The organism is Sneathiella sp. (assembly GCF_036844445.1).
Taxonomy (GTDB): Bacteria; Pseudomonadota; Alphaproteobacteria; order Sneathiellales; family Sneathiellaceae; genus Sneathiella.
In genome coordinates this window covers 358,724-384,559 of sequence record NZ_DAIUFV010000002.1, presented here as the reverse complement: position 1 = coordinate 384,559, position 25,836 = coordinate 358,724, and the positions used below count along the sequence as shown (strand labels likewise).

Below are 25,836 nucleotides of genomic sequence, written 5' to 3'. Positions count from 1 at the left end.
ATACCTACTCATTGTGCCATAAAGGCACATCAGAAACATATCGTCAATGGAATGCCATGGCCCTTTTACCCATATACACGGCGCCCGATCCGCTGCTCAAAACCATCTCAACGCCGGTTGAGAAGGTGGATGACGAGATTCGCAAGCTGGTTGCGGACATGTTCGAGACCATGTACGCCGCGCCCGGTATCGGTCTTGCCGCCATTCAGGTGGGCGTTCCGAAACGCCTGCTGGTGATGGATGTCGTCGGCAAGGGGAAAGAGGAGCCGCCGCAGCCGCTCGCGCTCATCAACCCGGAAATCACCTGGGTTTCCGATGACGATGTGACCTATGAGGAAGGCTGCCTGTCGGTGCCCGAACATTATGCCGACGTCGTGCGCCCGGCCGAAGTGGAGGTCAGCTATCTCGATCTCGACGGCCAGCCGCAGCAGCTCCGCGCCGATGGCCTGCTTGCCATTTGCGTGCAGCATGAGATTGATCATCTGGACGGTATCCTGTTCCTTGATCATCTGTCGGCGCTGAAACGCAACATGATCCTCCGCAAGCTTCTCAAGCAGAAAAAAATGGCGAGTTGAGGCCGGCGGATGGCCCGACTGCGACTTGCCTTCATGGGGACGCCGGCCTTTTCAGCGCATATTCTGAAGGCCCTGATTGCCTCGCCGCATGACATCGTTTGCGTCTATTCGCAGCCGCCGCGCCCGGCCGGGCGGGGCCGCAAGCTGATGCCCTCGGCTGTCCACATAGTTGCTGAAGACGCCGGGATCCCGGTTCGCACCCCCCAGTCGCTGAAATCTCCGGACGTGCAGGCGGAATTTGCCGCGCTCGATCTTGATGCCGCAATCGTTGTCGCCTACGGCCTTATCCTGCCGCAGGCCATTCTCGACGCGCCGAAATATGGCTGCCTCAACCTCCACGCATCAATTTTACCGCGCTGGCGCGGGGCCGCGCCGATCCAGCGGGCAATTATGGCCGGCGATCCTGAGACCGGCATTGCGGTCATGCAGATGGAGGCGGGGCTCGATACAGGCCCGGTGCTCGCCGAGACGCGCATTCCCATAATATCCGAAACGACGGCGGGCAGCCTGCATGATGAACTTGCCGAGGCGGCGGTGCCGCTCCTCCTCGCAACGCTGGAGCGGCTTGGCGATCCCGATCTTGTCGCCACGCCGCAAAGCGCGGAGGGCGTGACATATGCCGAAAAAATCTCCAAGGCCGAAGCCGCTATTGACTGGACGCGGAGTGCAATTGAGCTTGACCGGCATATTCGCGGTCTCAACCCGGCGCCGGGCGCCTATTTCGAGCATCAGGGCCAGCGGATCAAGCTATTGAAGGCGCGGCCTGTCAGTGGCAGCGGCGCACCGGGGGAGGTGCTCGATGACACCCTCACCGTCGCCTGCGGCGAGGGTGCGCTCGCCTTGCAACTGGTTCAGCCGGCCGGCAAAGGTCCGATGAGTGCCGCCGCCTTTCTGAATGGCCGCCCGATCGCCAGGGGCGAGGTGCTCGGCTGATGCCCAGCTTCCGTATTACGATCGAGTATGACGGAAGCGCCCTCGTCGGCTGGCAGCGCCAGACCAACGGGCCGTCTGTGCAGCAGTATATCGAGGAGGCGATTTTTGCCTTCTGCGGGGAAGAGGTGCGGATACAGGGCGCCGGGCGGACCGACGCCGGGGTCCACGCGCTGGGCCAGGTCGCAAGTTTCGCGCTTGCCTCTGACCGCCGGCCCGAAGTTGTGAAGAATGCCCTTAATTTTCATCTGAAGCCCGCGCCCGTGGCCATTCTTGACTGCCGCGAGGTGGAGGCCGACTTCAGCGCGCGCTTTTCGGCGACGCGGCGGCATTATCTCTACCGGATTATCAATCGGCAGGCGCCGCTGACCCTCGAGCTTGGGCGCGCCTGGCATGTGAAGCGAGAGCTTGATGCCGAGGCGATGAATAATGCGGCCTCCGTCCTTGTCGGCGTTCACGATTTCACGACCTTTCGCGCCGCCGCCTGCCAGGCGAAATCGCCCCTGAAAACGCTCGACCGGCTTGAGGTTACGCGAAGCGGCGTCCTGATCGAAGTCCGCACGTCGGCGCAATCCTTTCTGCACAATCAGGTGCGCGCCATGGTGGGGAGCCTGTCACTTGTCGGAACCGGTCAGTGGACGGCCGATGATCTCCGCGCGGCGCTGGAGGCGAAAGACAGGTCGCGCGCCGGCCCGAACGCGCCGCCCTATGGGCTCTACCTCACGCAGGTCGATTACAGCTAGAGACCGTTTGCGGTGAAAAGCCAGCCCGAGAACAGCGACTGGACGAGGATCACCACGAGAAATTCGAGAAACGCGAAGCCCGCCGCGATAAACCCGCTCGTCCGCAATGTCACCTTGAGGATGTACCAGAGGTAGACATATGTGGCGACGATGAAGATCAGGTTGAGCATGCTGCCGAAACCGGGCGGGAGAATGCCGGTGGCAATCACAGTGACAGGAAGCCAGATGAGGATCAGGCCAAGCTGAACCCAGTTATAGACGATGACAAACGCGCCAAAGCGATCACCGAGCCCCATAAGGCGCGTCACCGTGCCCATGACAACAAGATAGCTTCCCCAGCTTACCCAGAGTGCAAGGCATAAAATCAGGATAAATGGAACGAGCGCGGTGTCGGTTTCGAATGACCGGTAGTCGAAGGCATTCTCGAGCGCGAAAACCGGTGCGGCAAGCAACAGCGCATAAAAGGAACGATAGAAGCCGTCTGCGGAGAGATTGAAATAGGAGAGGGCGCCCGGTGTGCGTTTTGCGAGCAACACGGCGCCATTCAAAGACGTGCGGATTTCCTGCAGCGTTATCATCTGCTCTTCTGGAAATAATTGAACAGGATATCGGTGTAGATATCCGTCAGCGCCTCGATATCGCTGATGCTCGCCCGCTCGTCGACCTTGTGCATGGTTTGGCTGATCAGCCCGAACTCGGCGACCGGGCAGTAATCCTTGATAAAGCGGGCATCGGACGTGCCGCCGGTCGTCGAGAGAACGGGCTTGATGCCGAGACGCTTTTCGATTGCCGCGACGATCAGGGCGCTGAACTCGCCTTCGGGCGTCAGGAAAGGCGACGAGTTTCTGCTGCAATCGAGCGTATAGCGACAGTTCCGCTCCGTTGCGATCCGGTCGAGGATAGTGCGGATCGTCGCTTCGAGCGCATCGTGGCTATGCTCCGTGTTGAAGCGGATGTTGAAGGTCGCTTTCGCCGTCCTCGCGATCACGTTGGTCGCCGGGTTCCCGACGTCGACGGTGGTGAATTCGAGATTGCTCGGCTGGAAATGCTCCGTCCCGTCATCGAGAATGTGACTGTCGAGCGCGGTTATCATGGTCGCCATATGGGGAATGGGATTATCCGCAAGATGCGGGTAGGCGACATGCCCCTCCGTTCCCGTGACGGTGAGATAGCCGGTGAAGGAGCCTCGCCGGCCGATTTTGACCATCTCGCCGAGCTCGGACGGATTGGTCGGCTCGCCGACGATGCAGTGATCGATCTTCTCGCCCCGCTCCGCCATCCAGTCCAGCACTTTGCGCGTCCCGTTGATCGCCGGTCCTTCCTCATCGCCCGTGATCAGAAGACTGATGGAGCCATCGAAGTCACCTGCGGTCGCACCGATGAAACGCTTTGCGGCAACGACGAAAGCGGCGACGGCGGCTTTCATATCCGCTGCGCCCCGGCCGACAATCATGCCGTCGCGGATGGTGCCGCTGAAGGGATCGACGCTCCATGCGTTTTTATCTCCGACCGGAACGACGTCGGTGTGGCCGGCGAAGCAGAAATTGGGAGCCGAGGTGCCGAAGCGGGCGTAGAGATTGTCAACGTCCGGCGTTCCCGCCTCGCTGAACGTCAGACGATGACAGACGAAACCAGCCGCCTCAAGCGCCTTTTGCAATACATCAAGCGCGCCCGCGTCGCGGGGCGTGACACTCGCGCACTGCATAAGAGCCTGCGTCAGGGCGATGACTTCTGAATTTTCTGCATTATTTTCCATAGGATGACCTTTACCGCCCGCCGGGGCGCCCGGTCAATGGGGAAGGTGCCGGCGCGCGAATAATTGTTCGCCTCATTGCCCTTTGCCGATTGCGCCGGCGCGCGCGACGCGATACTACTCATCAGATATGCAGGGAAGGTAACGCATGCGGTTTCCTCAACTTCCCGGATCCGACAATTTCCACGGCGTGATCTATATGCTGGTCGGAATCCTCTTCATGAGTCTGACGGACGCCTTTGCCAAGCTGCTGGTGGAGGCGAATTATTCCGTTCTCCAGATGCTGGCGATCCGAGGATTATTCCTCATGGTGCCACTGACCGCCTGGATGATCTGGCGCGGCGGGACAAAGCGGATCCGCACGAACCGCAAGGGCATGCATGTCATCCGCGCCATCTTTGGTGTGCTGGCGCCGCTTCTCTTTTACCTCTCGCTGAAAGAGCTGCCGCTCGCGACCGCGACGGTGATTTTCTTCGTCTCCCCCTTTATCATGACCGCGCTTTCGGTGCCGCTCTTCGGTGAGAAAGTCGGTATCTATCGCTGGAGTGCGATCGTCGTCGGCTTCAGCGGCGTGCTGATCGTCATGCAGCCGGGCGGCGGCATGTTGAAGTGGGAAGCGCTGCTCGTGCTCGGCTCCAGCCTCTGCTACTGCGGTATCATGCTGACGGGGCGCGTGCTGACGCGAACGGAGACGACGCTCGCGGTGGTTTTTTACAATACCCTTGGCGTCCTGATCATTACGGCGTTTATCACGCTCTTTACCTGGGAGCCCATGCCGCTTCGCGACATTGGGCTGATCGCGCTGATGGCGGCGCTGTCGCTCGTCAGCAGCGTCTGTATGATCCGCTCCTTCGCGGTCGGTGAGGTCGCGGTCATCACCCCGTTTGAATATACGGGGATCATCTGGTCGGTGATTTTAGGGTTTCTCTTCTTTGGCGATTTCCCGCCCTCGCACGTCTGGCTCGGCATCGTGGTCATCGCCGGCAGCGGTCTCTTTATGATCTACCGCGAGCATATCAAGCGCGTGTGACACCGGGCGGAGGGACGCTCCGCCCGTGTCCTGCGTTATTCCGCGCTTAATCGCGGAGCAGTTCGTTGATGGATGTTTTGGAGCGGGTCTGCGCATCCACCGTCTTCACGATCACCGCGCAGTAAAGGCTCGGCCCCGGCGTCCCGTCCGGCAGCGGCTTGCCGGGCAGCGACCCCGGAACGACCACAGAATAGGCGGGCACGCGGCCGATATGGATCTCGCCGGTCTCGCGGTTGACGATCTTGGTGGAGGCGCTGATAAAGACGCCCATGGAGAGGACGGAGCCTTCCTCGACGATGACGCCTTCGACGACCTCGGAGCGCGCGCCGATGAAGCAATTGTCTTCGATGATGACCGGATCGGCCTGCAGCGGCTCCAGCACGCCGCCGATGCCGACGCCGCCCGACAGATGCACATTTTTGCCGATCTGCGCGCAGGAGCCGACGGTTACCCAGGTATCGACCATGCTGCCGCTGTCGACATAGGCGCCGAGATTGACGAAGCTCGGCATCAGCACCACGTTCGGCGCGATATAGGCGCTTTTGCGCACGACGCAGTTCGGCACGGCGCGAAAGCCCGCCTCGCGAAAGCGCGCGGCGTCCCAGCCCTCGAACTTGCTCGGCACCTTGTCCCACCAGGCGGAATTGCTGCCGGGTCCGCCCGGGATCAGTTCCATATCGTTGAGACGGAAGGACAGCAGCACCGCTTTCTTCGCCCACTGGTTGACGGTCCAGCCGTTCGCGCCTTTCTCGGCGACACGGAGCGATCCGTTATCAAGAGCTTCCAGCGTGGCGTCGACGGCCTCGCGCACCTCGCCCTTGGTCGCGACGGAAATCTGGTCCCGGTTTTCCCAGGCGGCGTCGATGACGGGTTGCAACTGCGCTACTGTCATAAATTTTTCCCCGATATCTAGTCAATTTGCGTTGGCCAGAAGATACCCGGCCCCGGCGAGATGTCAATCTGCCGGCCGGGTAAATTTTCTTAGTCCTGGCGCGCCCGGTCGTTCAGGAGATCGGTCAGCCAGCGGCTGAGGTCGTCCGTCCGGTAGTGGATATGATCGCCGTCGCCGCCTTCGCGGGACCAATCGGTATTGCCCGGGATCCAGACGGTTTTCATACCCATCTCATGCGCAGGCACGAGATTGACGGCCATATCCTCGAACAGCACTGCGCGCTCGGGATTGATATCGAAATCGCGGATCAGCTTTTCATAGACCGGCTTATGGGGCTTGGGCAGGTAATCGGCCGCCGCGATATCGAAGATATGGTGGAAATGGCGGTCGATGCCAAGCTGGGTCGACACATTCATTGCGTGAAAGTGCGAGCCGTTCGTGAAAATAATTCTCTTGCCCGGCAGCTTTTCAAGCGCGACGCCGAGTTCGGGGACCGAAACGAGATCGGAGACGTCGATATCGTGAACGAATTCGAGATAGGCGGTGGGATCGATGCCATGCACCTCCATCAGGCCGCGGAGGGTTGTGCCATGCTCCCTGAAATAGCGCTTCTGAAGTTTCTTTGCTTCGACGAGATCGATATCCAGCAGCTTCGATATGAACTCGCCCATCTTCTTGTCGACCCTCGCGAAGAGGTTGGTCGCCGAAGAATAGAGCGTGTTGTCGAGATCGAATATCCAGCTGTCGATATGCTCAAAATCCTGCCAACTTGGTGTATTCATCATGTCCTGAATGTGCCCCCGACTGGGTCGAAGGGCAAGCCCTATCTGGCCCGGGATCGGGCCGTTTATTAATAATCTGTTAAGATTAGCCACCTATGATAGCAGCGATAAACTGTCTCTGGGATATTTAGTGGCTGTGACGATCCATTCCAGCGGAAAACAACGCGCCGCCCGTCGATATGAGGAAAACAAAGCGCGGGCGCTGAGCATCGACCGGAGAGTGCGTGCCGATCTTGCCGCTCGCGAGGATGTCGAGCCGGAGATCCTCTATTATCTTGCCGATGATAACTCGGGCGATGTGCGAAAGAATCTCGCCATCAACCCCGCGACGCCGGCGCGGGCCAATCTTATCCTCGCGACCGATGATGATATCGAAGTGCGCATGGAGCTCGCGCGGAAGATCTGCCGCCTGCTTCCCGATATCACCGACCAGCAGGCGGTCGCGCTGCTGCAACGAACCATCGAGGTGCTCGAAATCCTCGCCCGCGATCAGACGGCCGCCGTTCGCGCCATCGTTGCCGAGGCGCTGAAAGACAGTCTCGACGTGCCGAAGAGCATCGTGATGACGCTGGCGCGGGATGTTGAGGAAATTGTCGCCTGCCCGATCCTCGAATATTCGCCGCTGCTCTCCGACAACGACCTGCTCGAAATTATGGCGAGCGGGATTGCGGCCGGGGGGTTGCAGGGCATCGCGCGTCGGCAGAATATCGGCGAAGAGGTATCCGATGTGCTGGTTGCGCAGCTTGAAATGCCGGTGATGTCGGCGCTTCTTGCCAACCCGTCCGCCAAAATCCGCGAGGAGACGCTGGACCGGATCATCGATCAGGCGGAAACTGTCGAGGCGCTGCATGAGCCGCTTGTCATGCGGCTCAATCTCTCGCTCCGGGCCATGCGGCGGATCGCCGGCTTCGTCGCCTTCTCCCTCGTTGAAACACTGGCGCGCCGCCATAACCTCCCCGAACAGGCGGAAAAGCAGCTGAAGGCTATCGTGCGCGGCCGGATTGACGAAACCCGGGAGTTCGATAAGACGCCGAAGGCGAAGGGGCGCGCGGCTGCGGAAAAACTCTATGCGGATGCGAAGCTCGATGAAGATGCGGTGAGCGAGGCGGTGGAGGCGAGAGACCAGGAATTCGTCACCGCGGCGCTCGCGCTTCTCGCCGATTTCAGCCACGAGAAAGTGAGCGCAATGCTGTCATCGCGCAGCGGCAAGATCGTCACCTCACTTTGCTGGCGGGCCGGGCTCGGCATGCGCCTTGCCTACAAGATACAGACAATGATCGCCTTCGTGCCGGGGAAGGATCTCGTCAACGCGCGAAACGGGTTCGACTATCCCTACAGCCCCGGCGAGATGGAATGGCAGCTTTCCTTCTATGAAAACTGACGCGCGGCGACGCGCCTAGTCGTCGCTGTCCGTGATCATGGTGCCGACGCCATGCTCGGTAAAAGTTTCGAGCAGCAGCACATGCGGAATGCGGCCGTCCAGAATGGTCGCCGATTCGACCCCTTCCTCCAGCGCATAGAGACAGGTTTCAAGCTTCGGGATCATGCCGCCGCCGATGGTTCCGTCCTGTTGCAGCTTCAACACCTCGGCCGAGGACAGACGGTTGATCAGCTTTTTGTTCTTGTCGAGCACGCCTTCGACATCCGTCATCATGATGAGCTTGGTGGCGCCGACGGCCGCGGCAATATGGCCGGCGGCGGTATCGGCGTTGATATTGTAGGTCTGGCCGTTGGGGCCGACGCCAATCGGCGCGATTACCGGAATGACGTTATTCTCTTCGAAACTTTCGAGAATTTCCGGATTGATGCGGGTCGGCTCCCCAACAAAGCCGAGATCGAGAATGCGTTCGATGTTGCTGTCCGGATCGCGCTTTGTCCGCGTCAGCTTCTGCGCCTCGATCAGTTTCCCGTCCTTGCCGGAAAGGCCGATGGCCAGCCCGCCTGCCGAGTTGATGGACGAAACGATCTTCTTGTTGAGCGAGCCCGAAAGAACCATCTCGACGATTTCCACCGTCTGCTGGTCGGTCACGCGCAGGCCGTCGATGAATGAGCTGTTGATCTGCAGCCGCTCCAGCATGCTGCCGATCTGCGGTCCGCCGCCATGCACGATAATCGGATTGATCCCCACCTGTTTCAGCAGCGCGACATCGCCGGCGAACATCAGCGACAGCTCTTCATCGCCCATGGCGTGGCCACCATATTTGATGACGAACGTCTGGCCGCTGAAGCGGTGCATATAAGGCAGGGCTTCGGAGAGCGTGCGGGCCTTGGCCAGCTGTTCTTCGACCGTCAGGGAATTATTGCTCATGTAATTAACCGACCTCCGCCATTGTCGCCAGCTCCGCCCGGAGCATGTCTATCCCGTATCCTTTGACGGCGCTTGTGACCACCACTTCCGGATGTGACGCCGGACGTTTGGTCAGTTCCGCCTTGATCTTTGTAATCAGTGATTCGATGTCACTTTTATTGCCTTTGTCAACCTTCGTCAGGACGATCTGGTAGCTGACGGCAGCGGTGTCCAGCATATCCATGACGTCGCGGTCGGAGGATTTGAGGCCGTGCCGCGAATCCACCAGCAGGAGGACCCGGCGGAGCGACGCGCGGCCGCGCAGATAGCTGTTCACGAGATCCGTCCAGATATCGATCTTCGCTTTCGATGCCCGCGCATAGCCATGCCCCGGCAGATCGACGAGATAGAGCCGGCCGCCGAGATCGAAGAAGTTGATCTGCTGCGTGCGGCCCGGCGTGTTGGAGGTGCGGGCGAGGGTGTTGCGGTTGGTCAGCGCATTGATCAGACTCGATTTGCCGACGTTGGAGCGGCCGGCGAAGGCGACTTCGACGAGCGAGGCGGGCGGCAGCATCTGAAGCGTTGCCGCCCCGGCGACAAACCGGCACTCCTGCGCGAAAAGATGCCGCCCCGCTTCAATGCGCAGGGCGTCGTCTTGGTCTGTCGCAGGATCAATCGGCGCTGTCATACGGCCATACTCGTCAGCTCTTCTCTCCCGACGCGCTCACGCCCATCCGCTTCATGATCAGCCACTGCTGCGCCATGCTGAGAATGTTGTTCCAGGTCCAGTAGATAACGAGACCAGCCGGGAAGCTTGCCAGCAGATAGGTGAAAAAGATCGGCATGAAGAGGAAGATCTTCGCCTGTACCGGGTCTGCCGGCTGCGGGTTCAGCCGCTGCTGCAGGAACATGCTGACGCCCATCAGGATCGGCAGGAAGCCGATCATCAGAATTTGCGGCGGATCCCACGGAATGAGCCCGAAAAGGTTAAAGATCGTCGTCGGATCCGGTGCCGACAGATCCTTGATATAGCCATAGAAGGGCTGGTGACGCATCAGCAGCGTGACGAACAGCACCTTGTAGAGCGCGAAGAAAATCGGGATCTGAAGGAGGATCGGCAGACAGCCCGCGGCCGGGTTCGCCTTCTCCTTCTTGTAGAGCGCCATCATCTCCTGATTGAGCTTCTGCTTGTCCTCGCCGTAACGCTCGCGCAGCTTCAGCATCTCCGGCTGCAGCTTCTTCATCTTGCTCATCGACACGTAGGATTTGTGCGCGAGCGGGAGCAGAATGATCTTGATGATGATGGTCAGCGCCATGATGGCGAGGCCGAGGTTGCCGATCAGCTTGTCGAGATATTCGAGTGCAAAATAGATCGGCTTGGTCAGGAAGTAGAACCAGCCCCAGTCGATGGCAAGATCGAAGCGGGCAACGTTATACTGCTCTTCATAGGCGTCCAGAATGGAAACTTCCTTGGCGCCGGCAAAGAGCCGGTTGGTTATGCCCGCTGTCTCGCCTGCAGGGACCGTGACGCCCTGCTGGTTGAGATAGTCGGTCTGATACCGCGCTCCTTGCGGTGCATAGGAAAAGCGCGTCTTGACCTCGGTGGCCTGATCGGGAATGAGCGCGGTCAGCCAGAATTTGTCGGTGATGCCGAGCCAGCCGCCCGTGGAGGTATAGCTCGGCGTGTCGCCGTCTTCGAGGTCGTCGTAGTCAATTTCCTGAAGCTTGTCGTTGAGAACGCCGATCGGACCTTCGTGCAGAATATAAAAGCCCGTCGTCTCCGGCGTGCCGTGGCGCGAAATCAGCCCGTAGGGATAAAGCGTGATGGCTTCACCGGTATTATTTTCGACCCGCTGTTCGATGGCGAACATATAGTTCTCATCGATCGAGATAATCCGGTGGAACACCAGTCCTGCGCCGTTGTCCCATTTGAGTTCGAGCGGCTTTTCCGGTGTCAGCTCGGTCGCATCCGTGCTCCAGATAGTCTGGGAATTGGGCAGGGCGATATTGAGGCCGGGTGCAGGGCTCCAGCCGAATTCGGCGTAATAGGGATGCGGACTGCCGGCCGGTGAGAGCAGTTTGATCTCCGGGCTGGCGGGATTGACCTGCTCGCGATATTTGATCAGCGTCAGATCATCAAGCCGCGCGCCGGTAAGGGAAACGGAGCCGTGCAGGCTCGGCGTCGCGATCCTGATCCGCGCCGCATTCTGAAGGCTCTGCTCGCGCGTCAGGCTGTTCTGGGCGACCGGGCCCTGATTCTGGGCCGGCACGGAAAGATCGCCCGGCGCGGCGGGCGCAGATGACGAGGCCTCGGAGCCGGATTGAGCCGACTGCGCCTGCTCCTGCTGGCGTGCTTCTTCGATTTTCGGGCCTTCAACGAAATACTGAAATCCGAAAACGATCAGAAAACAAAGAACGATAGCGAGGATCAGGTTTTTCTGGTCTGACATGATTACAGGTCCAATGTTACTTGATACGGGCGCGGGATGTCAGGTCGGGCGCGCCATGATGACAGTCGCGATGTGTGTCGGGAACAGGGTCATATCCCTGTCCGCCAAAGGGATGGCATCGCGCGAGGCGTCGCAGCGTCAGCCAGCTCCCTTTCAGCGGGCCGTGAACAGCCAACGCCTCCATAGCATAGGAGGAACAGGTTGGATAGTAACGACAGCTCGCCGGCAGCAGGGGCGATATGAAATAGCGATATATCCGGATCGGGAGCGAGAGCAGAAAGATGACAGTCGATTTGATCACCGCGTTCCCCGTTCCGCCGAAGCCGCAGCTCCGACCTTGTCCAGCGCCAGCCTGAGATCGGCCGTCAGATCGTCGAAATCACGATTGAGAGAGCTCTGCCGCCCGATCAGAACAAAATCCCAACCCCGCGCGGCATGCTCGGGGATAACCTGATCGGCAGCGGCGCGAAGGCGACGCTTTATCCGGTTACGGACGACAGCATTGCCGACCTTTTTGGTCACAGTAAAGCCAACGCGCGAAACATCGGTTTCGCCCGTTGCAGTCCCGCGGGCGGCCTGTAGAACCATCCCCGGTGCGGCCCATTTACGACGAACAGAGGCAACACGGAGGAAATCCGCCCGCTTTTTCAACCGTTCGACGCCAATCGGCATGAGTTAGGCTGAAAGGCTCTTGCGGCCTTTTGCCCGGCGGTTGGCAAGAACCCGGCGTCCACCGACCGTTGCCCGGCGTGCACGGAAACCATGGCGGCGCGTGCGAACAAGTTTGCTCGGCTGATATGTACGTTTCAAGAGACTTCTCCGTCGATCATCCGCGCGCTTTCGCGCGAAGGGAAAACAAGCCCCGCTGTATAAGGTCTACGCGGGGTGAAGTCAATGCAGGAGATGAATTTTGCAGCCGCGGGGCGGGAACGCCCGTTCAATTGAACTCACGATCGCTTGAAGCGGAATTTAGACGCCTATCATCCGGACGTGCAATAGCATAAGCTGACCGCCATAGCGACCGGGAACGGAGTATCCGTTCTTCGGCTCCAAGACAGATTCGCCCGGTCCATATGGCAGGTTCCGACAGCAAAAAGAGGGTCCCGAAAAAGCGCGGCAAGGCGCAGCAGACGCGCGCGCCACGTGCCGGGGGGGCAGCGCGGCCCCGCCTGACCGTGACGCGGTTGTTGCCGCTTGCTTTGGTTGCCCTCGCCATTGCCGCGTTTTTTGCCTTCGGTCTCGATAACTACCTGACGTTCCGCGCGCTCAGCGAAAATCGGGATCGCCTGCTCGATTTCGTTGCCAGCCACTATGTCGCCGCCGCGATGCTGTATATGTCGATCTATATTGCGGTCGTCGCCCTCTCGCTGCCGGGCGGGCTGCTGATGACGGTGACCGGCGGCTTTCTGTTCGGCTGGGTTGCGGCGGGCGTGATGACGGTGATCGCGGCAACGCTTGGCGCGACGCTCATTTTTTTGATTGCGGCAACGTCGCTCGGCACGCCGCTTCGCGCCCGGGCGGGGCCGTGGCTCAAAAAGCTGGAGGCAGGCTTTGCCGAAAATGCCATGAGCTATCTTCTCTTCCTTCGCCTCGTTCCGCTCTTTCCGTTCTGGCTCGTGAATGTTGCGCCGGCGTTCCTCGGGGTGCGCACCGGCACCTATATCCTTGGAACATTGATCGGGATCATTCCGGGAACCTTCGCCTTCGCCTATCTCGGCGGTGGTCTTGACAGTATCATCCGTCAGCAACAGGCAACTTATAGCGCCTGCATGGAGGCCGGCCGGGCCAATTGTGCGCTTGATTTTCAGATTTCCTCACTGCTGACGGGGGAGATGCTGGTGGCGTTCGCTGCGCTGGGCGTGCTGGCGCTGGTGCCGGTCATTGTGAAAAAGCTGCGCGGACGCGGCCAATAGGGGAGGGGCTGCTGATGGGCCGGAAAATTGAGGCGGATATTTGCGTGATCGGCGCGGGCTCGGGCGGGCTGTCGGTCGCGGCGGGAGCAAGCCAGCTCGGCGCGCGGACCGTCCTCATCGAAGCGGCGAGAATGGGGGGCGATTGCCTGAACTACGGCTGCGTCCCCTCAAAGGCGCTGCTGGCCGCGGCGAAACAGGTGGCGGGCATCAGGGCAGCCGCCGCATTCGGAATTAGCGCCCCGGCCCCGCAGGTCGATTTCCCCACCGTGATGGCGCATGTGCAGTCGGTCATTGACGCGATCGCGCCGCATGATTCGATTGAACGCTTTGAAGGCCTTGGCGTTACGGTGATTGAGGGGCGGGCGAGGTTCGTCTCAGATCGCGAAGTTGCTATCGGTGCCGATCGCGTTGTTGCCCGGCGTTTCGTGATCGCGACGGGCTCGCGCCCGCTCATCCCGCCGATCACCGGACTTGCCGAGAGCGGGTACCTTACTAACGAAACGCTTTTCGATCTGAGAGAGCTGCCGGACCGTCTCCTTATTATCGGCGGCGGGCCGATTGGCATTGAAATGGCAACGGCCTTCAGTCGGCTGGGATCAAACGTCACCGTGTTGGAAGCGGCCCGCGTCCTCGGACGGGAGGATCCGGAGATGGCGGCAGTGGTCCTCGCTGCGCTCCGCCGCGACGGCGTTGATATCCGCGAAGGGACCGCCGTTTCCGAGGTTGCCGGCGGCGCGGGCGGAGAATACCGGCTCGCCCTTGCCGACGCGGAGAAGGAGGTTCTCTCCGGATCTCACCTCCTTGTCGCGGCGGGGCGGCGGGCCAGCCTCCACGATCTCGGCCTTGACGCGGCGGGAGTTGCAACGACGCCTTCGGGAATAACAGTGGATGGCCGGCTCCGGACAACGAACAGGCGCATCTTCGCAATCGGCGATGTGGCGGGCGGGCCGCAGTTCACCCACGCCGCCGGGTATCAGGCCGGCATTGTTATCCGCAACGCTTTGTTCCGACTGCCGACGAAGGCGGACTATCGCGCCCTGCCGCGGGTGACTTTCACCGATCCGGAATTTGCGAGCGTCGGGCTGATGGAAGCGGAGGCGCGCGCCCGCCACGGGGATAAGATAAAGGTGCTTCAGTGCCCGTTCAGCGACATTGACCGGGCGCGAACGGATCGCCGCGAAGAGGGGCGCATCAAGGTCATCACCGCGCCGCGCGGGGTAATCCTCGGGGCGGCGATTGTCGGAGCCGACGCCGGCGAACTGATCCAGCCCTGGGTGCTTGCCGTGTCGGCGCGGCTTAAAATATCGGCGATGGCGAACTATATTGCGCCATATCCGACGCTTGGCGAGATTAACAAGCGCGTCGCAGGCGCCTACTATACGCCGGCCCTCTTCAGTGCTCGCACGCGTGCCATCGTCCGTTTTCTCGCGCGTTTCGGATAGGTCCGCGCCGCGCCCGCCGATCAGTCTTCTGCATTGATATTGCCCCGCCATCAATGAGTTGATGCAGATCATCTTTTTGATTTATCCTTGGTAATGGCATTCTGGAACAAAATACAGGCATCTTTCCATAGCCTATCGGCGCGACTGCTGGTGCTGACGCTGCTGTTCGTTATGCTGGCCGAAATTCTGATTTTCGTGCCCTCCATTGCGTTTTTCCGTCTCAACTATCTGGAGAAGAAGGTGGATTTCGCGCACCTTGCGACCTTGTCGCTGCTTGCCTCTCCGGACAATGTGGTTTCCGAAGAATTGCGCGAGGAACTGCTGTTTCGGGTGGGGGCGCGCAGCGTCGTCCTGCACGGCGCCAACTCCCGGCTTTTGATCCTGCGCGAGAATATGCCCTATATCATCGACGCGGAGTATAACCTAGCGGAAGACAACCCCTTCCTCCTGATCGAGGATGCGTTCGAGAGCATGATCACAGGGCCGGGGCGGATTATCCGGATCCTCAGCCCGATCGAGAATGAGCCCAATTCCCAGCTCGAGGTCGTCATCGACGAAGCGCCCCTGATTCGGGAAATGTACAAATATGCGTGGAATATCTTCTGGGTATCACTGCTGATCTCGATCCTCGCGGCCATTCTTGTCTATTTTGCGCTCCATTGGCTGATGGTGCGGCCGATGCGGCGCTTGAGCGAAAATATGAGCCGCTTTCGAAAGGCGCCGGAGGCCGTCACCACGGCGCCCGTCTCGACCCGGCGGCGCGATGAGATCGGCATTGCCGAGCGCGAATTCGAGATCCTGCAGACGCGGCTTCGCGCGGCGCTGAAGCAGAAGCAGCATCTGGTCGCGCTCGGCACCGCCGTTACCAAGATCAGCCATGACCTTCGCAACATTCTCTCGACCTCGCAGATCGTCAGCGACAGCCTTGCGGAGATTGAGGATCCAAAAGTGCAGAAGATTGTTCCGCGGTTGATGACCAGTATCGACCGGGCGATCGAGCTCTGCACGCAGACCCTCAAATTCGGCCGCGCCGATGAACGCGAGCCGCGCAAAGAACGGTTCCTTCTGGAATCGCTGGTCAATGAGGTGCGAACCTCGGTTGGCCTTCGGGAAAATGAAGGGGTCGTCTGGCGCAACGTGATCCCCGCCGGGATGATGCTGCATGCCGATCGTGAGCAGTTCTATCGTATCCTTCTCAATCTCTGCCGCAACGCCGTTCAGGCGATGGAGGGCAAGGGAACGCTTGAAATCCGCGTTTGTCGGCAGGGGCCGCGCACGCTGATCCGGATTATCGATACGGGTCCGGGGCTCCCTGAAAAGGCGAAAGAGCATCTGTTCGAACCTTTTTCCGGCTCGGCGCGGGCAGGCGGAACGGGCCTCGGACTTTCCATCGTGCGTGAGCTTGTCGTTGCGCATGGGGGGGACATTACACTGGAGAGCACGGGACCTGCGGGCACCATATTCCGCATTGAACTGCCCGATTAATAAATTTTAAAGGCGCGGCGTATTAGGTGGTGTCAGAATAGGTGATCATTCGCTCGCCGGAGGTTGAGGGCATGGGTAAAAATCCGTTCTGGTCAGGCGCGGGGTTAGGCGCGGTGCTGCTCGCGCTCGCGGGCTGCGCAAGCGACACGGCAACGCCCGGACCGAAACAGGTTGCCGCGCTGCCGGGCGAAACCTGCTCGCCCCTTTCGGGAAGCGACGCCGTCTGCACGGAACTGGACGGCGAGGTGATCGTTCAGATACCGCTCTACTGCTACCGGTCGCTCGGCACCGTTGATTGCTACAGCGAGCCCAATCCCTATCCAACGGAACGCTCGCCGCGGGTGCGCAAGGTTCCGCCGCTTGCCTCTTTCGGCGCGCCCTATGTCAGCGTTTCGGAGTATGAGCGTCTCAAAACCGGCCAGCGGCTCGGCGATCAGTGACTGTGATCTTGCGCATGTTTCGTCGTTTTTCGTGAAACCGGCGTGATATCGCACGATAAAGTTGCTACCTTACAGGGAGAAGAGAAGGAGCAACGCACAATGACATGGAATCCGGAACAATATAACCTGTTCTCCGATCACCGCCTCCGTCCGGCGCTCGACCTGCTCGCGCAGGTTCCGCTGGCCGCGCCAACCTTTGTTTATGATCTCGGATGTGGGACGGGCCATGTCACCGCGCTTCTCGCGCAGCGCTGGAAGGAAGCGATCGTTACCGGAGTCGACAGCTCCGAAGAGATGTTGGCGAAAGCCCGGGAGGATTATCCGTCTCTCGAATGGAAACGCGAGGATATCAGCCGTTTCAGCCCAACAAGCAAAGCCAATCTTATTTTCAGCAACGCGGCCCTGCATTGGCTCGACGACCATGAAGCGCTGTTGCCGCGACTGCTCGGCCAGCTTCGCCCGGGCGGCGTTCTCGCGGTGCAGATGCCGAATAATTTCAACGCCCCGTCGCACGAGAATCTCTATGATCTTGCCCGCTCCTCCGAATGGTACGACCGGCTGGGGGCGCTGGTCCGCCCGGCGCCGGTGCACAAGATCGACTGGTATTTCGAGCTTCTCTCGCCGATGGTTGAGAAAATCAACATCTGGGAGACGACATATTTTCAGATCCTGAAGGGCAAGGATGCGGTCCTTGAATGGACGCGCGGGTCGGCCCTTCGCCCGTTCCTCGCGGCACTCACCAAGGAGGAGGCGGTGCTGTTCGAGAGTCAGTATGCCGAGCGGCTGCTGTCGGCCTATCCGATGCGCGAGGACGATGCGACGATCTATCCCTTCTCGCGTCTCTTCATCGTTGTCCAGATCCCCGAGTAGGGGCGGCGCTATTCGCTGAGCACCACGCCCTCCCGCCGCCGGTCCGCGCCACCGACAAGCCCGTGCGGCGTGATGTGGATGCCATGCAGCCCGCTGTTGAGCGCGCGGACATTGACCTTATAGCCCATCGCGTCAAGCGCCAGCTGCAGGTCAGCCGGGGGCGTCTCCTTCTCGATTTCCAGCACGCCGTTGCGATTGATGACGTGCGGCATGTCGATCGCCGTCTGGATATCGACCCCCCAGTCGAGCGCGGCGACCAGCGTCTTCAGCACATAACCGATGATCCGCCCGCCGCCCGGTGAGCCGATCACCATCTCGAGCGCGCCGTCGCTATCAAAGACCATCGTCGGGGCCATGGAACTGCGGGGGCGCTTGCCGGGCTCGATCCGGTTCGCCACCGGCCCCTCGGGCGTCGCGGGGATGAAGGAGAAGTCGGTGAGCTGGTTATTGAGCATGAAGCCGCGCACCATCAGTCGAGAGCCGAAGGCGTTTTCCACCGATGTCGTCATCGAGACGGCGTTCCCATAGCTGTCGATGATACTGAAATGGCTGGTTGAGGGAAGCTCGATTGCGTTGTCAATCCCGCGCGATCCCTGCTTCTCCCGCGGATCGCCCGCGGCGAACGGCAGCGCTGGCGCTCCCGGCCGGATCAGCCGTGCGCGACGCGAGAGATACGCGGGGGAGAGAAGATCGGCAACGGGCACATCGACGAAATCTGTATCGGCGAGATATTTGCCGCGATCGGCAAACGCAAGCGCGCTTGCCTGCGCGATCAGGTCGATGGCCTCCGCCCCGAGGGGATCAAGCGCAGCAAGGTCATGCGCCGCCAGCAGCCCGAGGGCCTGCAGCAGCGTAACGCCGCCCGAGGTCGGCGGTCCCATGCCGCAGACCTGATAGGCGCGATAGGGCGCGCAAACCGGCGCGCGCTTGATGGCGCGATAGGCGGCGAGGTCGTCAAGCGACAGCACGCCGGGATTTGTCGGGTCGTTCCGGACCGCCGCAACGATCGCCGCGGCGATATCGCCGCGATAGAAGGCCTGCGCGCCGTCCTTCGCAATCTGCGAGAAGGTTTCGGCAAGCTCCGGATTGACGAGCCGGGCCCCGGTCTTTCGTGCCTCTCCCGACGCGTCATAGAAATAGGCGCGTGCAGGCTGCCGGGTTTTCAGATACTGGTCCTCATGCAGCAGGTAATGAAGGCGCGGCGTGATGAGAAACCCCTCGCGGGCATGGCGGATGGCGGGCTCGAACAGCTCCGCCCAGGGTAGCCGGCCGTGATCGCGATGCGCCATCTCCAGCATGGCGAGGACGCCGGGCGCTCCAACGGAGCCGCCGCCGACAACGGCATCATAGAATTTCTTCGGCTCCCCGTCCGCTTGCAGAAAATGATCGGGCTGGATAGCGGCAGGGGCCGTTTCGCGCCCGTCATAGGTTTCGAGCCGCGCTGCCGCTGCATCATAATAGAGTAGGAAGGCGCCGCCGCCGATGCCGGATGATTGCGGCTCCACCAGCGTCAGCACCATCTGGGTTGCGATCGCGGCATCGACCGCGCTGCCGCCGCGCGCAAGGATATCGCGCCCCGCCTCTGCGGCGAGCGGATGCGCCGCCGCGATCATGAATTTCTCTGCGCCCTCAGATTGTGACGCGGCAGCAGCACGGCCGCAGACAAGAAGCGAAATCAGCGCGGCGAATATCAAGCGGAAAGCGATGCGTTTGGCGCTCATGAGGGACTCTCTCCTGTTCCTGCCGCACGTGCGAAGATAAGTTGACCGGCGTTTCCGCCGCGACTAACCTGATGGGAAATAAATATAAACAAAGATGCAGCAAATGATGAAACCCGGCGCCAGAAACCTTATCACAGATGTAGACGGGATAAAAATCGGCAATTCCGAGGATTTGGGGGCGATGACAGGCGTGACGGCAGTAGTTCCGGAGGCGCCCGCGGTTGCGGCGGTGGATGTGCGCGGCGGGGGGCCCGGCACGCGCGAGACAGAAGCGCTCAGCCCCGAATGCCTGGTCGAGCGCATTGACGCCATTGTTCTCAGCGGCGGCTCGGTCTACGGGCTTGAGGCGGCCTCCGGCGCGACAATCGCTCTCGCCCGTCAGGGGCGCGGGTTCGAGGCGCGCGGCATCCGCGTTCCGATTGTGCCGTCCGCAATCCTTTTTGATCTTGCGAATGCCGGCAACAAGGACTGGGGCGACATGCCGCCCTACAGGCAGCTCGGCATCGAAGCGGTTCAGAACGCACGCGTGGATTTTCCGCTCGGCAATACAGGCGCAGGCTACGGCGCAGCGGCCGGAAAACTGAAAGGCGGGCTTGGCAGTGCATCGCTCATCGACGCGGACGGCATACAGGTTGGCGCGGTGATTGCGGTCAATCCGGTCGGCAGTGTCCTGATCCCCGGAACGCGGCATTTCTGGGCTTGGGCGCTTGAGCAGCAGGATGAGTTCGGGGGCTTTGGCGCGCCGGATCTGGCGGCGGATATCCCCCTCGACCTTCCCGCGGATTCGCGCCTTGGAGAGAATACGACGATCGGAGTCGTCGCCACCAATATCACGCTTACGAAATCGGAAGCCAAGCGCATCGCCATAATGGCGCATGACGGCTTCGCGCGTGCAATTAGGCCTGTACATACCCCCTTTGACGGCGATAGTATTTTCGCATTGTCGACGGAGAGGAAAGAGGTAACGGGACTGCGGCCTCAGGTAATCGCGAAAATAGGCGCCATGGCTGCAGATTGTGTTGCCCGTTCAGTAGCCCGTGCAGTTTACAATGCCAAAAGTCTGGGCGGCGTGCCGGGATTCATGTCGTAACGTTTCAAACGTCATTTAGGGAGAAAAGTCTATGAAGAGAATGTTTATCGCTGCTGCCGTTGCAGGGGCCATTCTGGCGCCCTTTTCGGCCGTGGCCGCAAAAGACAGTGTTGTCTTTGCCCAGCAGCTCGAGCCCCCCGGGCTTGACCCGCGCACCGGGGCCGCTGCGGCGATTTCCCTGACAACTCTGTACAATGTGTATGAAGGGCTGACCCGGATCGACGAACACGGCATGGTTCAGCCGCTGCTCGCCAAGAGCTGGGAGATCAGCGACGACGGCCTGACCTACACCTTCAAGCTTGAGGAAGGCGTCAAATTCCATGACGGCGCGGATTTCGACAGCTCCGACGTGAAATATACCTTCGAGGCCAACAAGGCCGAAGGCAGCCAGAACAAGCGCAAAGATCGCTTCGATGTGATGGAAAGCATCGAGACGCCGGACGCAAATACCGTCATCATCAAGCTGAAGGAGCGCCGCCCCGACCTGCTGGAGCAGCTTGGCGAATCTACCGCCGTGATCGTTGATCCGGCATCAGACGCCAACAATGCGACCCATCCCGTCGGCACCGGCCCCTACAAGTTTGAAAGCTGGACGAAAGCCGACAACCTCAAGCTCACTGCCGCGGAAACCTACCGCGACAAGGAGAACCTGCCGATCAAGCATGTGACGATCCGTTTCATCGGTGACGGTACGGCCCGCCTCGCCGCGCTTCTCTCGGGCGATGTGGATGCGACCGACGTGCCGACAGAGCTGCTTGCCAATGACGCGCTGAAGGATGGCTACAACATCATCGTCGGCAACACCAACGGCGAAGTGATCCTGAGCACGAACAATGCACACCCGGCGCTCTCCAAGCTGAAAGTGCGTCAGGCAATTGCGCATGCGATCAACCGTAAGGAAGTCATCGACGGCGCCATGTTCGGCTACGGCACTCCGATCGGCACGCATTTCGCCCCGCATCACCCCGATTATATCGATCTGACGGATACCTATCCCTATGATCCGGAACTCTCCAAGAAGCTGCTGGCGGAAGCCGGGTATCCGGACGGGCTGGAGCTGTCGCTGAAGCTGCCGCCCGTTGAAGGCTATGCGCGCCAGGGCGGGCAGATCATCGCCTCCCAGCTCGAAAAGGCCGGCTTCAAGATCAATATCGAGAATGTCGATTGGCCGAAATGGCTCGATGAAGTCTATAAGAACAAGAACTATGACCTCTCCATCGTCGCCCATGTCGAACCGATGGATATCGGCATCTACATCCGCGACAACTATTACTTCAACTACAACAACCCGAAGCTGAAGGAAGCGGTTCAGGGGGCTGATTCCGCCGCCTCGCCGGAAGAGCGGACCAAACTGCTGCAGGAAGCGCAGCGGATTCTCGCCGAAGATGCGGTCAATGGTTACATCTTCCAGCTGCCGCGCATCATCGTCACCCGTGAAGGCTTGAACGGCGTCTGGCAAGACCTGCCGCTATTCGCGACCGACGTTGCCCGGATGAGCTGGAGCGACTGATCGCGCCGCGACAATCGGAAACGAAAAAGAAAACCCGCTGGCTTCCACCAGCGGGTTTTTTTGTGGGAGGAACTCTAACTCCTCCTCCCGTGCGGGGTAAAGTTGTCTGACCCGTTATCAGGCAGCGGCGAGGTGCTTCTCAAGCTCGTCCGCGCCACCGATCCGCTGGCCGTCAATGAAGACCTGCGGTGCCGTCAGAGCGCCGGCGACAGCGCGAAGCGAGCGATAGGTCGCATCCGAACCAAGGACGATTTCCTCATAAGAAAGACCAGCCTTCTCCAGCGTCGACTTTGCGCGGGCGCAGTGACCGCAGCCGGGCTTGGTGAAGATCGTGACAGCCTTCGGCTTCGCCGCCGACGGGTTGATGTAGTTCAGCATCGTATCGGCATCGGAAACCTCAAACGGGTCGCCTTCCTTCTCCGGTTCAATGAACATCTTCTCAACGACGCCGTCATTCACCAGCATGGAATAGCGCCAGCTCCGCTTGCCGAAGCCGAGATCCGCCTTGTCGACGAGCATGCCCATGCCTTCAGTGAAGGTACCGCACCCATCCGGAACGAAGGTGATGTTTTCGGCCTTCTGATCCTTCTGCCACTCATTCATCACGAAGGTGTCGTTAACCGAGAGACAAACGATCCGGTCGACGCCGTTTTCCTTCAGCACCGGTGCGAGTTCATTGTAGCGGGGCAGGTGCGAGGAAGAACAGGTCGGCGTAAATGCGCCGGGGAGCGCGAAAACAACAACTTTCTGGCCCTTGAACAACTCATCCGTCGTCAAATCACGCCAAGCGTCCCCGACGCGCGTTTTAAAGGTTACGTTCGGGACTTTTTGGCCTTCCATATTTTTCATCTTTTAACAGCTCCACTGAAATTGAATTAATGACAGCTTACATATAGGAAGGAAGCCTGTTGTTGCAAGTCACTTTTAGAATTATTTTAATATATAAGGTTTTTCTCTGAAGCCGAGAAAAAATCATTTTGCTTCATATAGTTAGAGCGAGAGGAAATCTTCAGAGCAATGGAGAGACGGCGGGATATTTGCTCAGCGCACGTAGATATGGACTTCGTTGGAGGCGACGTTGGCATTGGCGGCGCTCAACAAATTCACACGCGACGCCGGCAGCCCCATATTGGTCAGGGATCGCAGCACGCGCTGCGCATTTTGTGTCGCACGGGCCTGGTTGCCGGCGAGATTGCCGGTGAGGGGGGCGATGGAGACAATGTCAAAGCTTGATTGGGGCCGCGCCTGCAGGGCCTGGCTGACGGCATCGTAAAGCGGGTCTTCATAGGCAACATCGTCCCGGTCGAAACGGATGATCACGAGCGCCTGTCGCTCATCGGCCGCGGCCTGGGTGCGGCTCGCTGTATCAGGGCCTTTCCGTCCGCTGACGGTGCTGCCAAGAAAGCCGCCATTCTTGATGGCGATCGACGTATTGGTGAGGTTCATCCGCTCGGTTCCGACATAGGTGGTCTGGCGGTTGATATCGTTGGTGAGCTGCGTCAGCAGCCGGTTGGCGAGAACCGACGTGCGGCTCGTCTCGTCTTCGAGAACGGTGAGCTGGCGATGGTCTTCCTCGATCGCGCCGCTGAGATCAAAAGCGGACTGCACCGATTCGAGCAGGAAGCCAACCTCGCCCACATCTTCGGCGATGGTATTTGCAAGCGTGTTCATGCGCGAGACGTCCGCGGCAACCTGTTCGAGATCCTTCTGCGCCTCGTTCCACTGGTTGATCAGGATCGGGTTGCCCTTGGTCGTGCCGATCTGCAGCCGGGCGTTGATGGCGGCCATGGTGCCGTGATAGCGCTGCGAGGTGGCGGCGGTGGAGGCTTCAATGCTCTGATAGGCGCTGCTGCCCTGATCGATACGCGCTTGCAGCGTGCGAAGATTATCGCGAAGCGCCTCAACCCGCTGTCCGACAACGGTGCCCGTGCTGGGCGCGGATGTCACCGGCGGCAACTCGAACGGGTTTCTCGCCGTGCTGGAGGCCGCTGCGGTGCCGGAGCTCGCGGAAATCGGGCCGGACGGGGTCATCGCCCGGATATCTTCGGGTGAGAGATTCTGCGCTGTTTTCGCATCGGCCGGGGCGCTCTCGGACGGCGCCGGATCGCCGGTCAGCGGGGGCAGAAGCGTTTCATCAAGGAAAGAGCAACTTGCAAGAAGGAGTGCGACGCTGATTGCAAGGGGGCGGGTAAGATTGAATACCATGGCTGTACAACACTCTTTGTTTCTATGCACGCGTCGGGAAACGGCAGAAAATTCCGCATCCAACCCGGGCGGTTATCGTCACCGGAAATCACGGGCCGATACTATCCAATGTGCGCCGTGGCGACAAGAACCGATTTCGCCACAACTTTTTGCATGAATCCGGTTTAATCGCTTGCATTACCCCCCCCTTTTGATTAGTTTCCCGATCCGCAGGCGGCGACAACCCACGTCATCGCCCGCGAGAAGCGACATCAGGCACCGGTAGCTCAGCTGGATAGAGCACCAGACTACGAATCTGGGGGTCGGGAGTTCGAATCTTCCCCGGTGCGCCATCTTCAAAGGCCCGAGAACTGCGGTTTTCTGGGCTTTTTGTTTGTCCAAAACCTGAATTCGCGCCACTATGGGCGATAACCGCCGATTTTAAGCCCTCCTGAAGTCCGCAGAAAACTGCCGTTTTATACGAATAGCCGTCGATGACGGGCGCAAATCTGGGAAACAAAAGAGTGCTGCCGAGTGGTGTAGCGCGACACATGGTTTTGCCTGCAACGACACATGGTTTTACCTCACTCACATTTTAGCGCCGCGTCCCATTTTCAGTTCGAAATAATCACCTCACCGACCTTTTTTGATGGTCCGTTGGCGATGGTATAGCGGGTCTCGACAGTCTCGATGTGAAAGCGGTCGAAGATCGACCATACTTCCGGGCGGTCGTTAAGAGAGAGGATAAATCGTCCTTTAATGGCTCCTAAAATCTCCGCTAACCGCTCGAAATCATCGCGGTGAAATGCATCCTTGCCGTAGTCACTCTCACAGCCATAATACGGCGGATCGAGGTAAAACAGGGTGTCAGGCCGGTCGTACTTTGGGATAAACACATCATATCCCATGCACTCGATAATCACACCGGAGAGGCGGCTGTGGAGATCATCGAGCATCGGGCCGAGCTTATTGATATCGAACCGGCCGGGATAACCCACAGCAACGCCGAAATTCTTGCCCGAGACCTTGCCGCCGAAGGCCGTGCGCTGCAGGTACAAAAACCGCGCAGCGCGCTCGAGGTCTGTGAGTGTGGCAGGATCGGTGTCCACCAGGCGCTCGAATTCCCGACGGGAGGTGATCTGGAATTTCATCATATCCATAAAGGCGGCATAGTGCCGCTGCAGGATCCGGAAGAATGTCGCCACGTCCCGGCTGTAATCATTGATCACCTCCGCCCTGGGCTGGCGGGTGCGGCGGAGGAAAACGCCACCCATGCCGACGAATGGCTCGGCATAGGTCTGGTGGGGGATTTGATCAATTCGGGCGATGATGGTTTTGGCCAGGTTGCGTTTTCCGCCGATGTAGGGAGCGACGGGCAGGGTGGGTTTTACCTCATTAACGTTTTGCAAATCTATCTCATTTAAACAGGCCCGGCCGCGCAAGCGGCGGCGGGGCGGCTTATGTCGTGGGTAGTGTCCTCTACCCGGTTCCGGCGCGCGAACGCCGTAACCCCCGCCTCATTTAAAGCGGGTCGCCTCGAGCGGCTGATACCGCTCGCCATTCAGGCTGTCGGGATCGGCGATCGCGATATTGCTCTGGCTGTCTGTGCCGACCGGCTCTTGAAACCGGATCACGTCGCCAGCGTAACGCTGGCCGACCTGATAAAATTCGACGGGTCGGCCGACCAGTTCGTGCGCATACCCGAATTTCTCACTTTTCACGTCATTAATGCTCATTTA

The 25,836-nt window shown here is 59.9% G+C and carries 27 protein-coding genes and 1 tRNA gene; 13 read left to right on the top strand and 15 right to left on the bottom strand.

Annotated features, from left to right (window positions below; all coding sequences use genetic code 11):
• The first annotated feature begins 56 nt into the window (after window positions 1–56).
• From def to truA, 3 genes are read left to right on the top strand one after another with little or no spacing between them, the layout of a single operon-like run.
• The gene (gene def, locus V7Z56_RS05275) at window positions 57–575 is read left to right on the top strand and encodes a peptide deformylase (RefSeq protein WP_334128318.1); all 519 of its coding nucleotides are present in this window, start codon (window positions 57–59) and stop codon (window positions 573–575) included.
• A gap of 18 nt (window positions 576–593) precedes the next feature.
• The gene (fmt, locus tag V7Z56_RS05270; protein ID WP_443023758.1) at window positions 594–1,508 is read left to right on the top strand and encodes a methionyl-tRNA formyltransferase; all 915 of its coding nucleotides are present in this window, start codon (window positions 594–596) and stop codon (window positions 1,506–1,508) included.
• Window positions 1,508–2,248 carry a tRNA pseudouridine(38-40) synthase TruA gene (gene truA, locus V7Z56_RS05265; protein WP_334128316.1) on the top strand — a complete coding sequence of 247 codons (741 nt, stop codon included), beginning with the start codon at window positions 1,508–1,510 and terminating at the stop codon, window positions 2,246–2,248. Before fmt ends, truA begins: the two co-directional genes overlap by 1 nt.
• On the opposite strand, the gene V7Z56_RS05260 is transcribed toward truA, so the two are convergent.
• Both V7Z56_RS05260 and dapE read right to left on the bottom strand, forming a co-directional pair.
• Window positions 2,245–2,826, bottom strand: coding sequence for a hypothetical protein (locus tag V7Z56_RS05260; RefSeq protein ID WP_334128315.1), 582 nt, complete (start codon window positions 2,824–2,826; stop codon window positions 2,245–2,247). The genes truA and V7Z56_RS05260 overlap by 4 nt on opposite strands.
• Complete coding sequence (gene dapE / locus V7Z56_RS05255; protein WP_334128314.1) at window positions 2,823–4,004, bottom strand: succinyl-diaminopimelate desuccinylase; 1,182 nt, start codon at window positions 4,002–4,004, stop codon at window positions 2,823–2,825. The genes V7Z56_RS05260 and dapE overlap by 4 nt, the downstream gene beginning before the upstream one ends.
• Window positions 4,005–4,149: 145 nt before the next feature.
• Here dapE and V7Z56_RS05250 point away from each other — a divergent pair, with 145 nt between their 5' ends.
• Window positions 4,150–5,031 (top strand): DMT family transporter, encoded by an 882-nt coding sequence (locus V7Z56_RS05250; protein ID WP_334128313.1) that lies wholly within the window; start codon window positions 4,150–4,152, stop codon window positions 5,029–5,031.
• 46 nt (window positions 5,032–5,077) lie between these two features.
• On the opposite strand, the gene dapD is transcribed toward V7Z56_RS05250, so the two are convergent.
• Entirely contained in the window at window positions 5,078–5,923 is an 846-nt protein-coding gene (gene dapD, locus V7Z56_RS05245) for a 2,3,4,5-tetrahydropyridine-2,6-dicarboxylate N-succinyltransferase (protein ID WP_334128312.1), read from the bottom strand.
• An 89-nt stretch (window positions 5,924–6,012) separates the two neighbouring features.
• A complete protein-coding gene (locus V7Z56_RS05240) occupies window positions 6,013–6,708 on the bottom strand; it encodes a pyrimidine 5'-nucleotidase (protein ID WP_334128311.1) in 696 nt (231 codons plus the stop codon).
• Window positions 6,709–6,835: 127 nt separating this feature from the next.
• Between V7Z56_RS05240 and V7Z56_RS05235 the strand changes: the two genes are divergently transcribed.
• Window positions 6,836–8,086 carry a DUF2336 domain-containing protein gene (locus V7Z56_RS05235; RefSeq protein WP_334128310.1) on the top strand — a complete coding sequence of 417 codons (1,251 nt, stop codon included), beginning with the start codon at window positions 6,836–6,838 and terminating at the stop codon, window positions 8,084–8,086.
• Window positions 8,087–8,101: 15 nt separating this feature from the next.
• Here the strand turns inward: V7Z56_RS05235 and argB are convergent, their stop codons facing one another.
• Genes argB through rpmH form a run of 6 tightly spaced genes read right to left on the bottom strand, consistent with a single transcriptional unit; the run spans window position 8,102 to window position 12,252 of the window.
• On the bottom strand, window positions 8,102–9,013 hold the full coding sequence (gene argB / locus V7Z56_RS05230; protein ID WP_334128309.1) for an acetylglutamate kinase: 912 nt from the start codon (window positions 9,011–9,013) through the stop codon (window positions 8,102–8,104).
• Between the two features lie 4 nt (window positions 9,014–9,017).
• Window positions 9,018–9,680, bottom strand: coding sequence for a ribosome biogenesis GTP-binding protein YihA/YsxC (gene yihA, locus V7Z56_RS05225; RefSeq protein ID WP_334128308.1), 663 nt, complete (start codon window positions 9,678–9,680; stop codon window positions 9,018–9,020).
• A gap of 13 nt (window positions 9,681–9,693) precedes the next feature.
• Entirely contained in the window at window positions 9,694–11,442 is a 1,749-nt protein-coding gene (gene yidC / locus V7Z56_RS05220) for a membrane protein insertase YidC (RefSeq protein ID WP_334128307.1), read from the bottom strand.
• 16 nt (window positions 11,443–11,458) lie between these two features.
• Window positions 11,459–11,740: a membrane protein insertion efficiency factor YidD gene (gene yidD / locus V7Z56_RS05215; RefSeq protein WP_334128594.1), complete on the bottom strand. Its 282-nt coding sequence runs from the start codon at window positions 11,738–11,740 to the stop codon at window positions 11,459–11,461.
• On the bottom strand, window positions 11,740–12,114 hold the full coding sequence (gene rnpA, locus V7Z56_RS05210; protein WP_334128306.1) for a ribonuclease P protein component: 375 nt from the start codon (window positions 12,112–12,114) through the stop codon (window positions 11,740–11,742). Before rnpA ends, yidD begins: the two co-directional genes overlap by 1 nt.
• A 3-nt stretch (window positions 12,115–12,117) precedes the next feature.
• Window positions 12,118–12,252, bottom strand: coding sequence for a 50S ribosomal protein L34 (gene rpmH / locus V7Z56_RS05205; RefSeq protein WP_293948819.1), 135 nt, complete (start codon window positions 12,250–12,252; stop codon window positions 12,118–12,120).
• Window positions 12,253–12,515: 263 nt separating this feature from the next.
• Here rpmH and V7Z56_RS05200 point away from each other — a divergent pair, with 263 nt between their 5' ends.
• The 5 genes from V7Z56_RS05200 (at window position 12,516) to V7Z56_RS05180 (ending at window position 17,592) form a co-directional block, all read left to right on the top strand.
• The gene (locus V7Z56_RS05200; protein WP_334128305.1) at window positions 12,516–13,355 is read left to right on the top strand and encodes a TVP38/TMEM64 family protein; all 840 of its coding nucleotides are present in this window, start codon (window positions 12,516–12,518) and stop codon (window positions 13,353–13,355) included.
• A 14-nt stretch (window positions 13,356–13,369) separates the two neighbouring features.
• Window positions 13,370–14,797, top strand: a complete 1,428-nt coding sequence (locus V7Z56_RS05195) for a dihydrolipoyl dehydrogenase family protein (RefSeq protein ID WP_334128304.1) — start codon at window positions 13,370–13,372, stop codon at window positions 14,795–14,797.
• 93 nt (window positions 14,798–14,890) lie between these two features.
• Window positions 14,891–16,282, top strand: coding sequence for a sensor histidine kinase (locus tag V7Z56_RS05190; protein ID WP_334128303.1), 1,392 nt, complete (start codon window positions 14,891–14,893; stop codon window positions 16,280–16,282).
• A 71-nt stretch (window positions 16,283–16,353) separates the two neighbouring features.
• Entirely contained in the window at window positions 16,354–16,722 is a 369-nt protein-coding gene (locus tag V7Z56_RS05185; RefSeq protein ID WP_334128302.1) for a hypothetical protein, read from the top strand.
• A gap of 99 nt (window positions 16,723–16,821) precedes the next feature.
• Window positions 16,822–17,592: a methyltransferase domain-containing protein gene (locus V7Z56_RS05180; RefSeq protein WP_334128301.1), complete on the top strand. Its 771-nt coding sequence runs from the start codon at window positions 16,822–16,824 to the stop codon at window positions 17,590–17,592.
• Window positions 17,593–17,600: 8 nt separating this feature from the next.
• Here V7Z56_RS05180 and ggt read toward each other — a convergent pair whose 3' ends face one another.
• Window positions 17,601–19,313 carry a gamma-glutamyltransferase gene (ggt, locus tag V7Z56_RS05175; RefSeq protein ID WP_334128300.1) on the bottom strand — a complete coding sequence of 571 codons (1,713 nt, stop codon included), beginning with the start codon at window positions 19,311–19,313 and terminating at the stop codon, window positions 17,601–17,603.
• Between the two features lie 103 nt (window positions 19,314–19,416).
• Between ggt and V7Z56_RS05170 the strand changes: the two genes are divergently transcribed.
• On the top strand, window positions 19,417–20,403 hold the full coding sequence (locus tag V7Z56_RS05170) for a P1 family peptidase (RefSeq protein WP_334128299.1): 987 nt from the start codon (window positions 19,417–19,419) through the stop codon (window positions 20,401–20,403).
• 31 nt (window positions 20,404–20,434) lie between these two features.
• Window positions 20,435–21,913 (top strand): ABC transporter substrate-binding protein, encoded by a 1,479-nt coding sequence (locus V7Z56_RS05165; RefSeq protein WP_334128298.1) that lies wholly within the window; start codon window positions 20,435–20,437, stop codon window positions 21,911–21,913.
• A gap of 117 nt (window positions 21,914–22,030) precedes the next feature.
• On the opposite strand, the gene V7Z56_RS05160 is transcribed toward V7Z56_RS05165, so the two are convergent.
• Entirely contained in the window at window positions 22,031–22,762 is a 732-nt protein-coding gene (locus tag V7Z56_RS05160) for a glutathione peroxidase (protein WP_443023748.1), read from the bottom strand.
• Window positions 22,763–22,954: 192 nt separating this feature from the next.
• Window positions 22,955–24,118 carry a hypothetical protein gene (locus V7Z56_RS05155; RefSeq protein ID WP_334128296.1) on the bottom strand — a complete coding sequence of 388 codons (1,164 nt, stop codon included), beginning with the start codon at window positions 24,116–24,118 and terminating at the stop codon, window positions 22,955–22,957.
• Window positions 24,119–24,373: 255 nt separating this feature from the next.
• On the opposite strand from V7Z56_RS05155, the gene V7Z56_RS05150 reads away from it, so the two are divergent.
• Window positions 24,374–24,450: transfer RNA gene (locus V7Z56_RS05150), tRNA-Arg, on the top strand.
• A gap of 261 nt (window positions 24,451–24,711) precedes the next feature.
• Here V7Z56_RS05150 and V7Z56_RS05145 read toward each other — a convergent pair.
• Together V7Z56_RS05145 and V7Z56_RS05140 are read right to left on the bottom strand one after the other, a co-directional pair.
• On the bottom strand, window positions 24,712–25,506 hold the full coding sequence (locus V7Z56_RS05145; RefSeq protein WP_334128295.1) for a DNA adenine methylase: 795 nt from the start codon (window positions 25,504–25,506) through the stop codon (window positions 24,712–24,714).
• A gap of 108 nt (window positions 25,507–25,614) precedes the next feature.
• Window positions 25,615–25,833: a hypothetical protein gene (locus V7Z56_RS05140; RefSeq protein ID WP_334128294.1), complete on the bottom strand. Its 219-nt coding sequence runs from the start codon at window positions 25,831–25,833 to the stop codon at window positions 25,615–25,617.
• Window positions 25,834–25,836 lie beyond the last annotated feature (3 nt).

What these genes read in the sequence shown, in the direction of transcription:
- def (WP_334128318.1), top strand. Translation starts at nt 57, where the DNA reads ATGGCCCTTTTACCCATATACACGGCGCCCGATCCGCTGCTCAAAACC.
- truA (WP_334128316.1), top strand. Translation starts at nt 1,508, where the DNA reads ATGCCCAGCTTCCGTATTACGATCGAGTATGACGGAAGCGCCCTCGTC.
- V7Z56_RS05260 (WP_334128315.1), bottom strand. Translation starts at nt 2,826, where the DNA reads ATGATAACGCTGCAGGAAATCCGCACGTCTTTGAATGGCGCCGTGTTG.
- dapE (WP_334128314.1), bottom strand. Translation starts at nt 4,004, where the DNA reads ATGGAAAATAATGCAGAAAATTCAGAAGTCATCGCCCTGACGCAGGCT.
- V7Z56_RS05250 (WP_334128313.1), top strand. Translation starts at nt 4,150, where the DNA reads ATGCGGTTTCCTCAACTTCCCGGATCCGACAATTTCCACGGCGTGATC.
- dapD (WP_334128312.1), bottom strand. Translation starts at nt 5,923, where the DNA reads ATGACAGTAGCGCAGTTGCAACCCGTCATCGACGCCGCCTGGGAAAAC.
- V7Z56_RS05240 (WP_334128311.1), bottom strand. Translation starts at nt 6,708, where the DNA reads ATGATGAATACACCAAGTTGGCAGGATTTTGAGCATATCGACAGCTGG.
- argB (WP_334128309.1), bottom strand. Translation starts at nt 9,013, where the DNA reads ATGAGCAATAATTCCCTGACGGTCGAAGAACAGCTGGCCAAGGCCCGC.
- yihA (WP_334128308.1), bottom strand. Translation starts at nt 9,680, where the DNA reads ATGACAGCGCCGATTGATCCTGCGACAGACCAAGACGACGCCCTGCGC.
- yidC (WP_334128307.1), bottom strand. Translation starts at nt 11,442, where the DNA reads ATGTCAGACCAGAAAAACCTGATCCTCGCTATCGTTCTTTGTTTTCTG.
- rnpA (WP_334128306.1), bottom strand. Translation starts at nt 12,114, where the DNA reads ATGCCGATTGGCGTCGAACGGTTGAAAAAGCGGGCGGATTTCCTCCGT.
- V7Z56_RS05200 (WP_334128305.1), top strand. Translation starts at nt 12,516, where the DNA reads ATGGCAGGTTCCGACAGCAAAAAGAGGGTCCCGAAAAAGCGCGGCAAG.
- V7Z56_RS05195 (WP_334128304.1), top strand. Translation starts at nt 13,370, where the DNA reads ATGGGCCGGAAAATTGAGGCGGATATTTGCGTGATCGGCGCGGGCTCG.
- V7Z56_RS05190 (WP_334128303.1), top strand. Translation starts at nt 14,891, where the DNA reads ATGGCATTCTGGAACAAAATACAGGCATCTTTCCATAGCCTATCGGCG.
- V7Z56_RS05185 (WP_334128302.1), top strand. Translation starts at nt 16,354, where the DNA reads ATGGGTAAAAATCCGTTCTGGTCAGGCGCGGGGTTAGGCGCGGTGCTG.
- V7Z56_RS05180 (WP_334128301.1), top strand. Translation starts at nt 16,822, where the DNA reads ATGACATGGAATCCGGAACAATATAACCTGTTCTCCGATCACCGCCTC.
- ggt (WP_334128300.1), bottom strand. Translation starts at nt 19,313, where the DNA reads ATGAGCGCCAAACGCATCGCTTTCCGCTTGATATTCGCCGCGCTGATT.
- V7Z56_RS05170 (WP_334128299.1), top strand. Translation starts at nt 19,417, where the DNA reads ATGATGAAACCCGGCGCCAGAAACCTTATCACAGATGTAGACGGGATA.
- V7Z56_RS05165 (WP_334128298.1), top strand. Translation starts at nt 20,435, where the DNA reads ATGAAGAGAATGTTTATCGCTGCTGCCGTTGCAGGGGCCATTCTGGCG.
- V7Z56_RS05160 (WP_443023748.1), bottom strand. Translation starts at nt 22,762, where the DNA reads ATGAAAAATATGGAAGGCCAAAAAGTCCCGAACGTAACCTTTAAAACG.
- V7Z56_RS05155 (WP_334128296.1), bottom strand. Translation starts at nt 24,118, where the DNA reads ATGGTATTCAATCTTACCCGCCCCCTTGCAATCAGCGTCGCACTCCTT.
- V7Z56_RS05140 (WP_334128294.1), bottom strand. Translation starts at nt 25,833, where the DNA reads ATGAGCATTAATGACGTGAAAAGTGAGAAATTCGGGTATGCGCACGAA.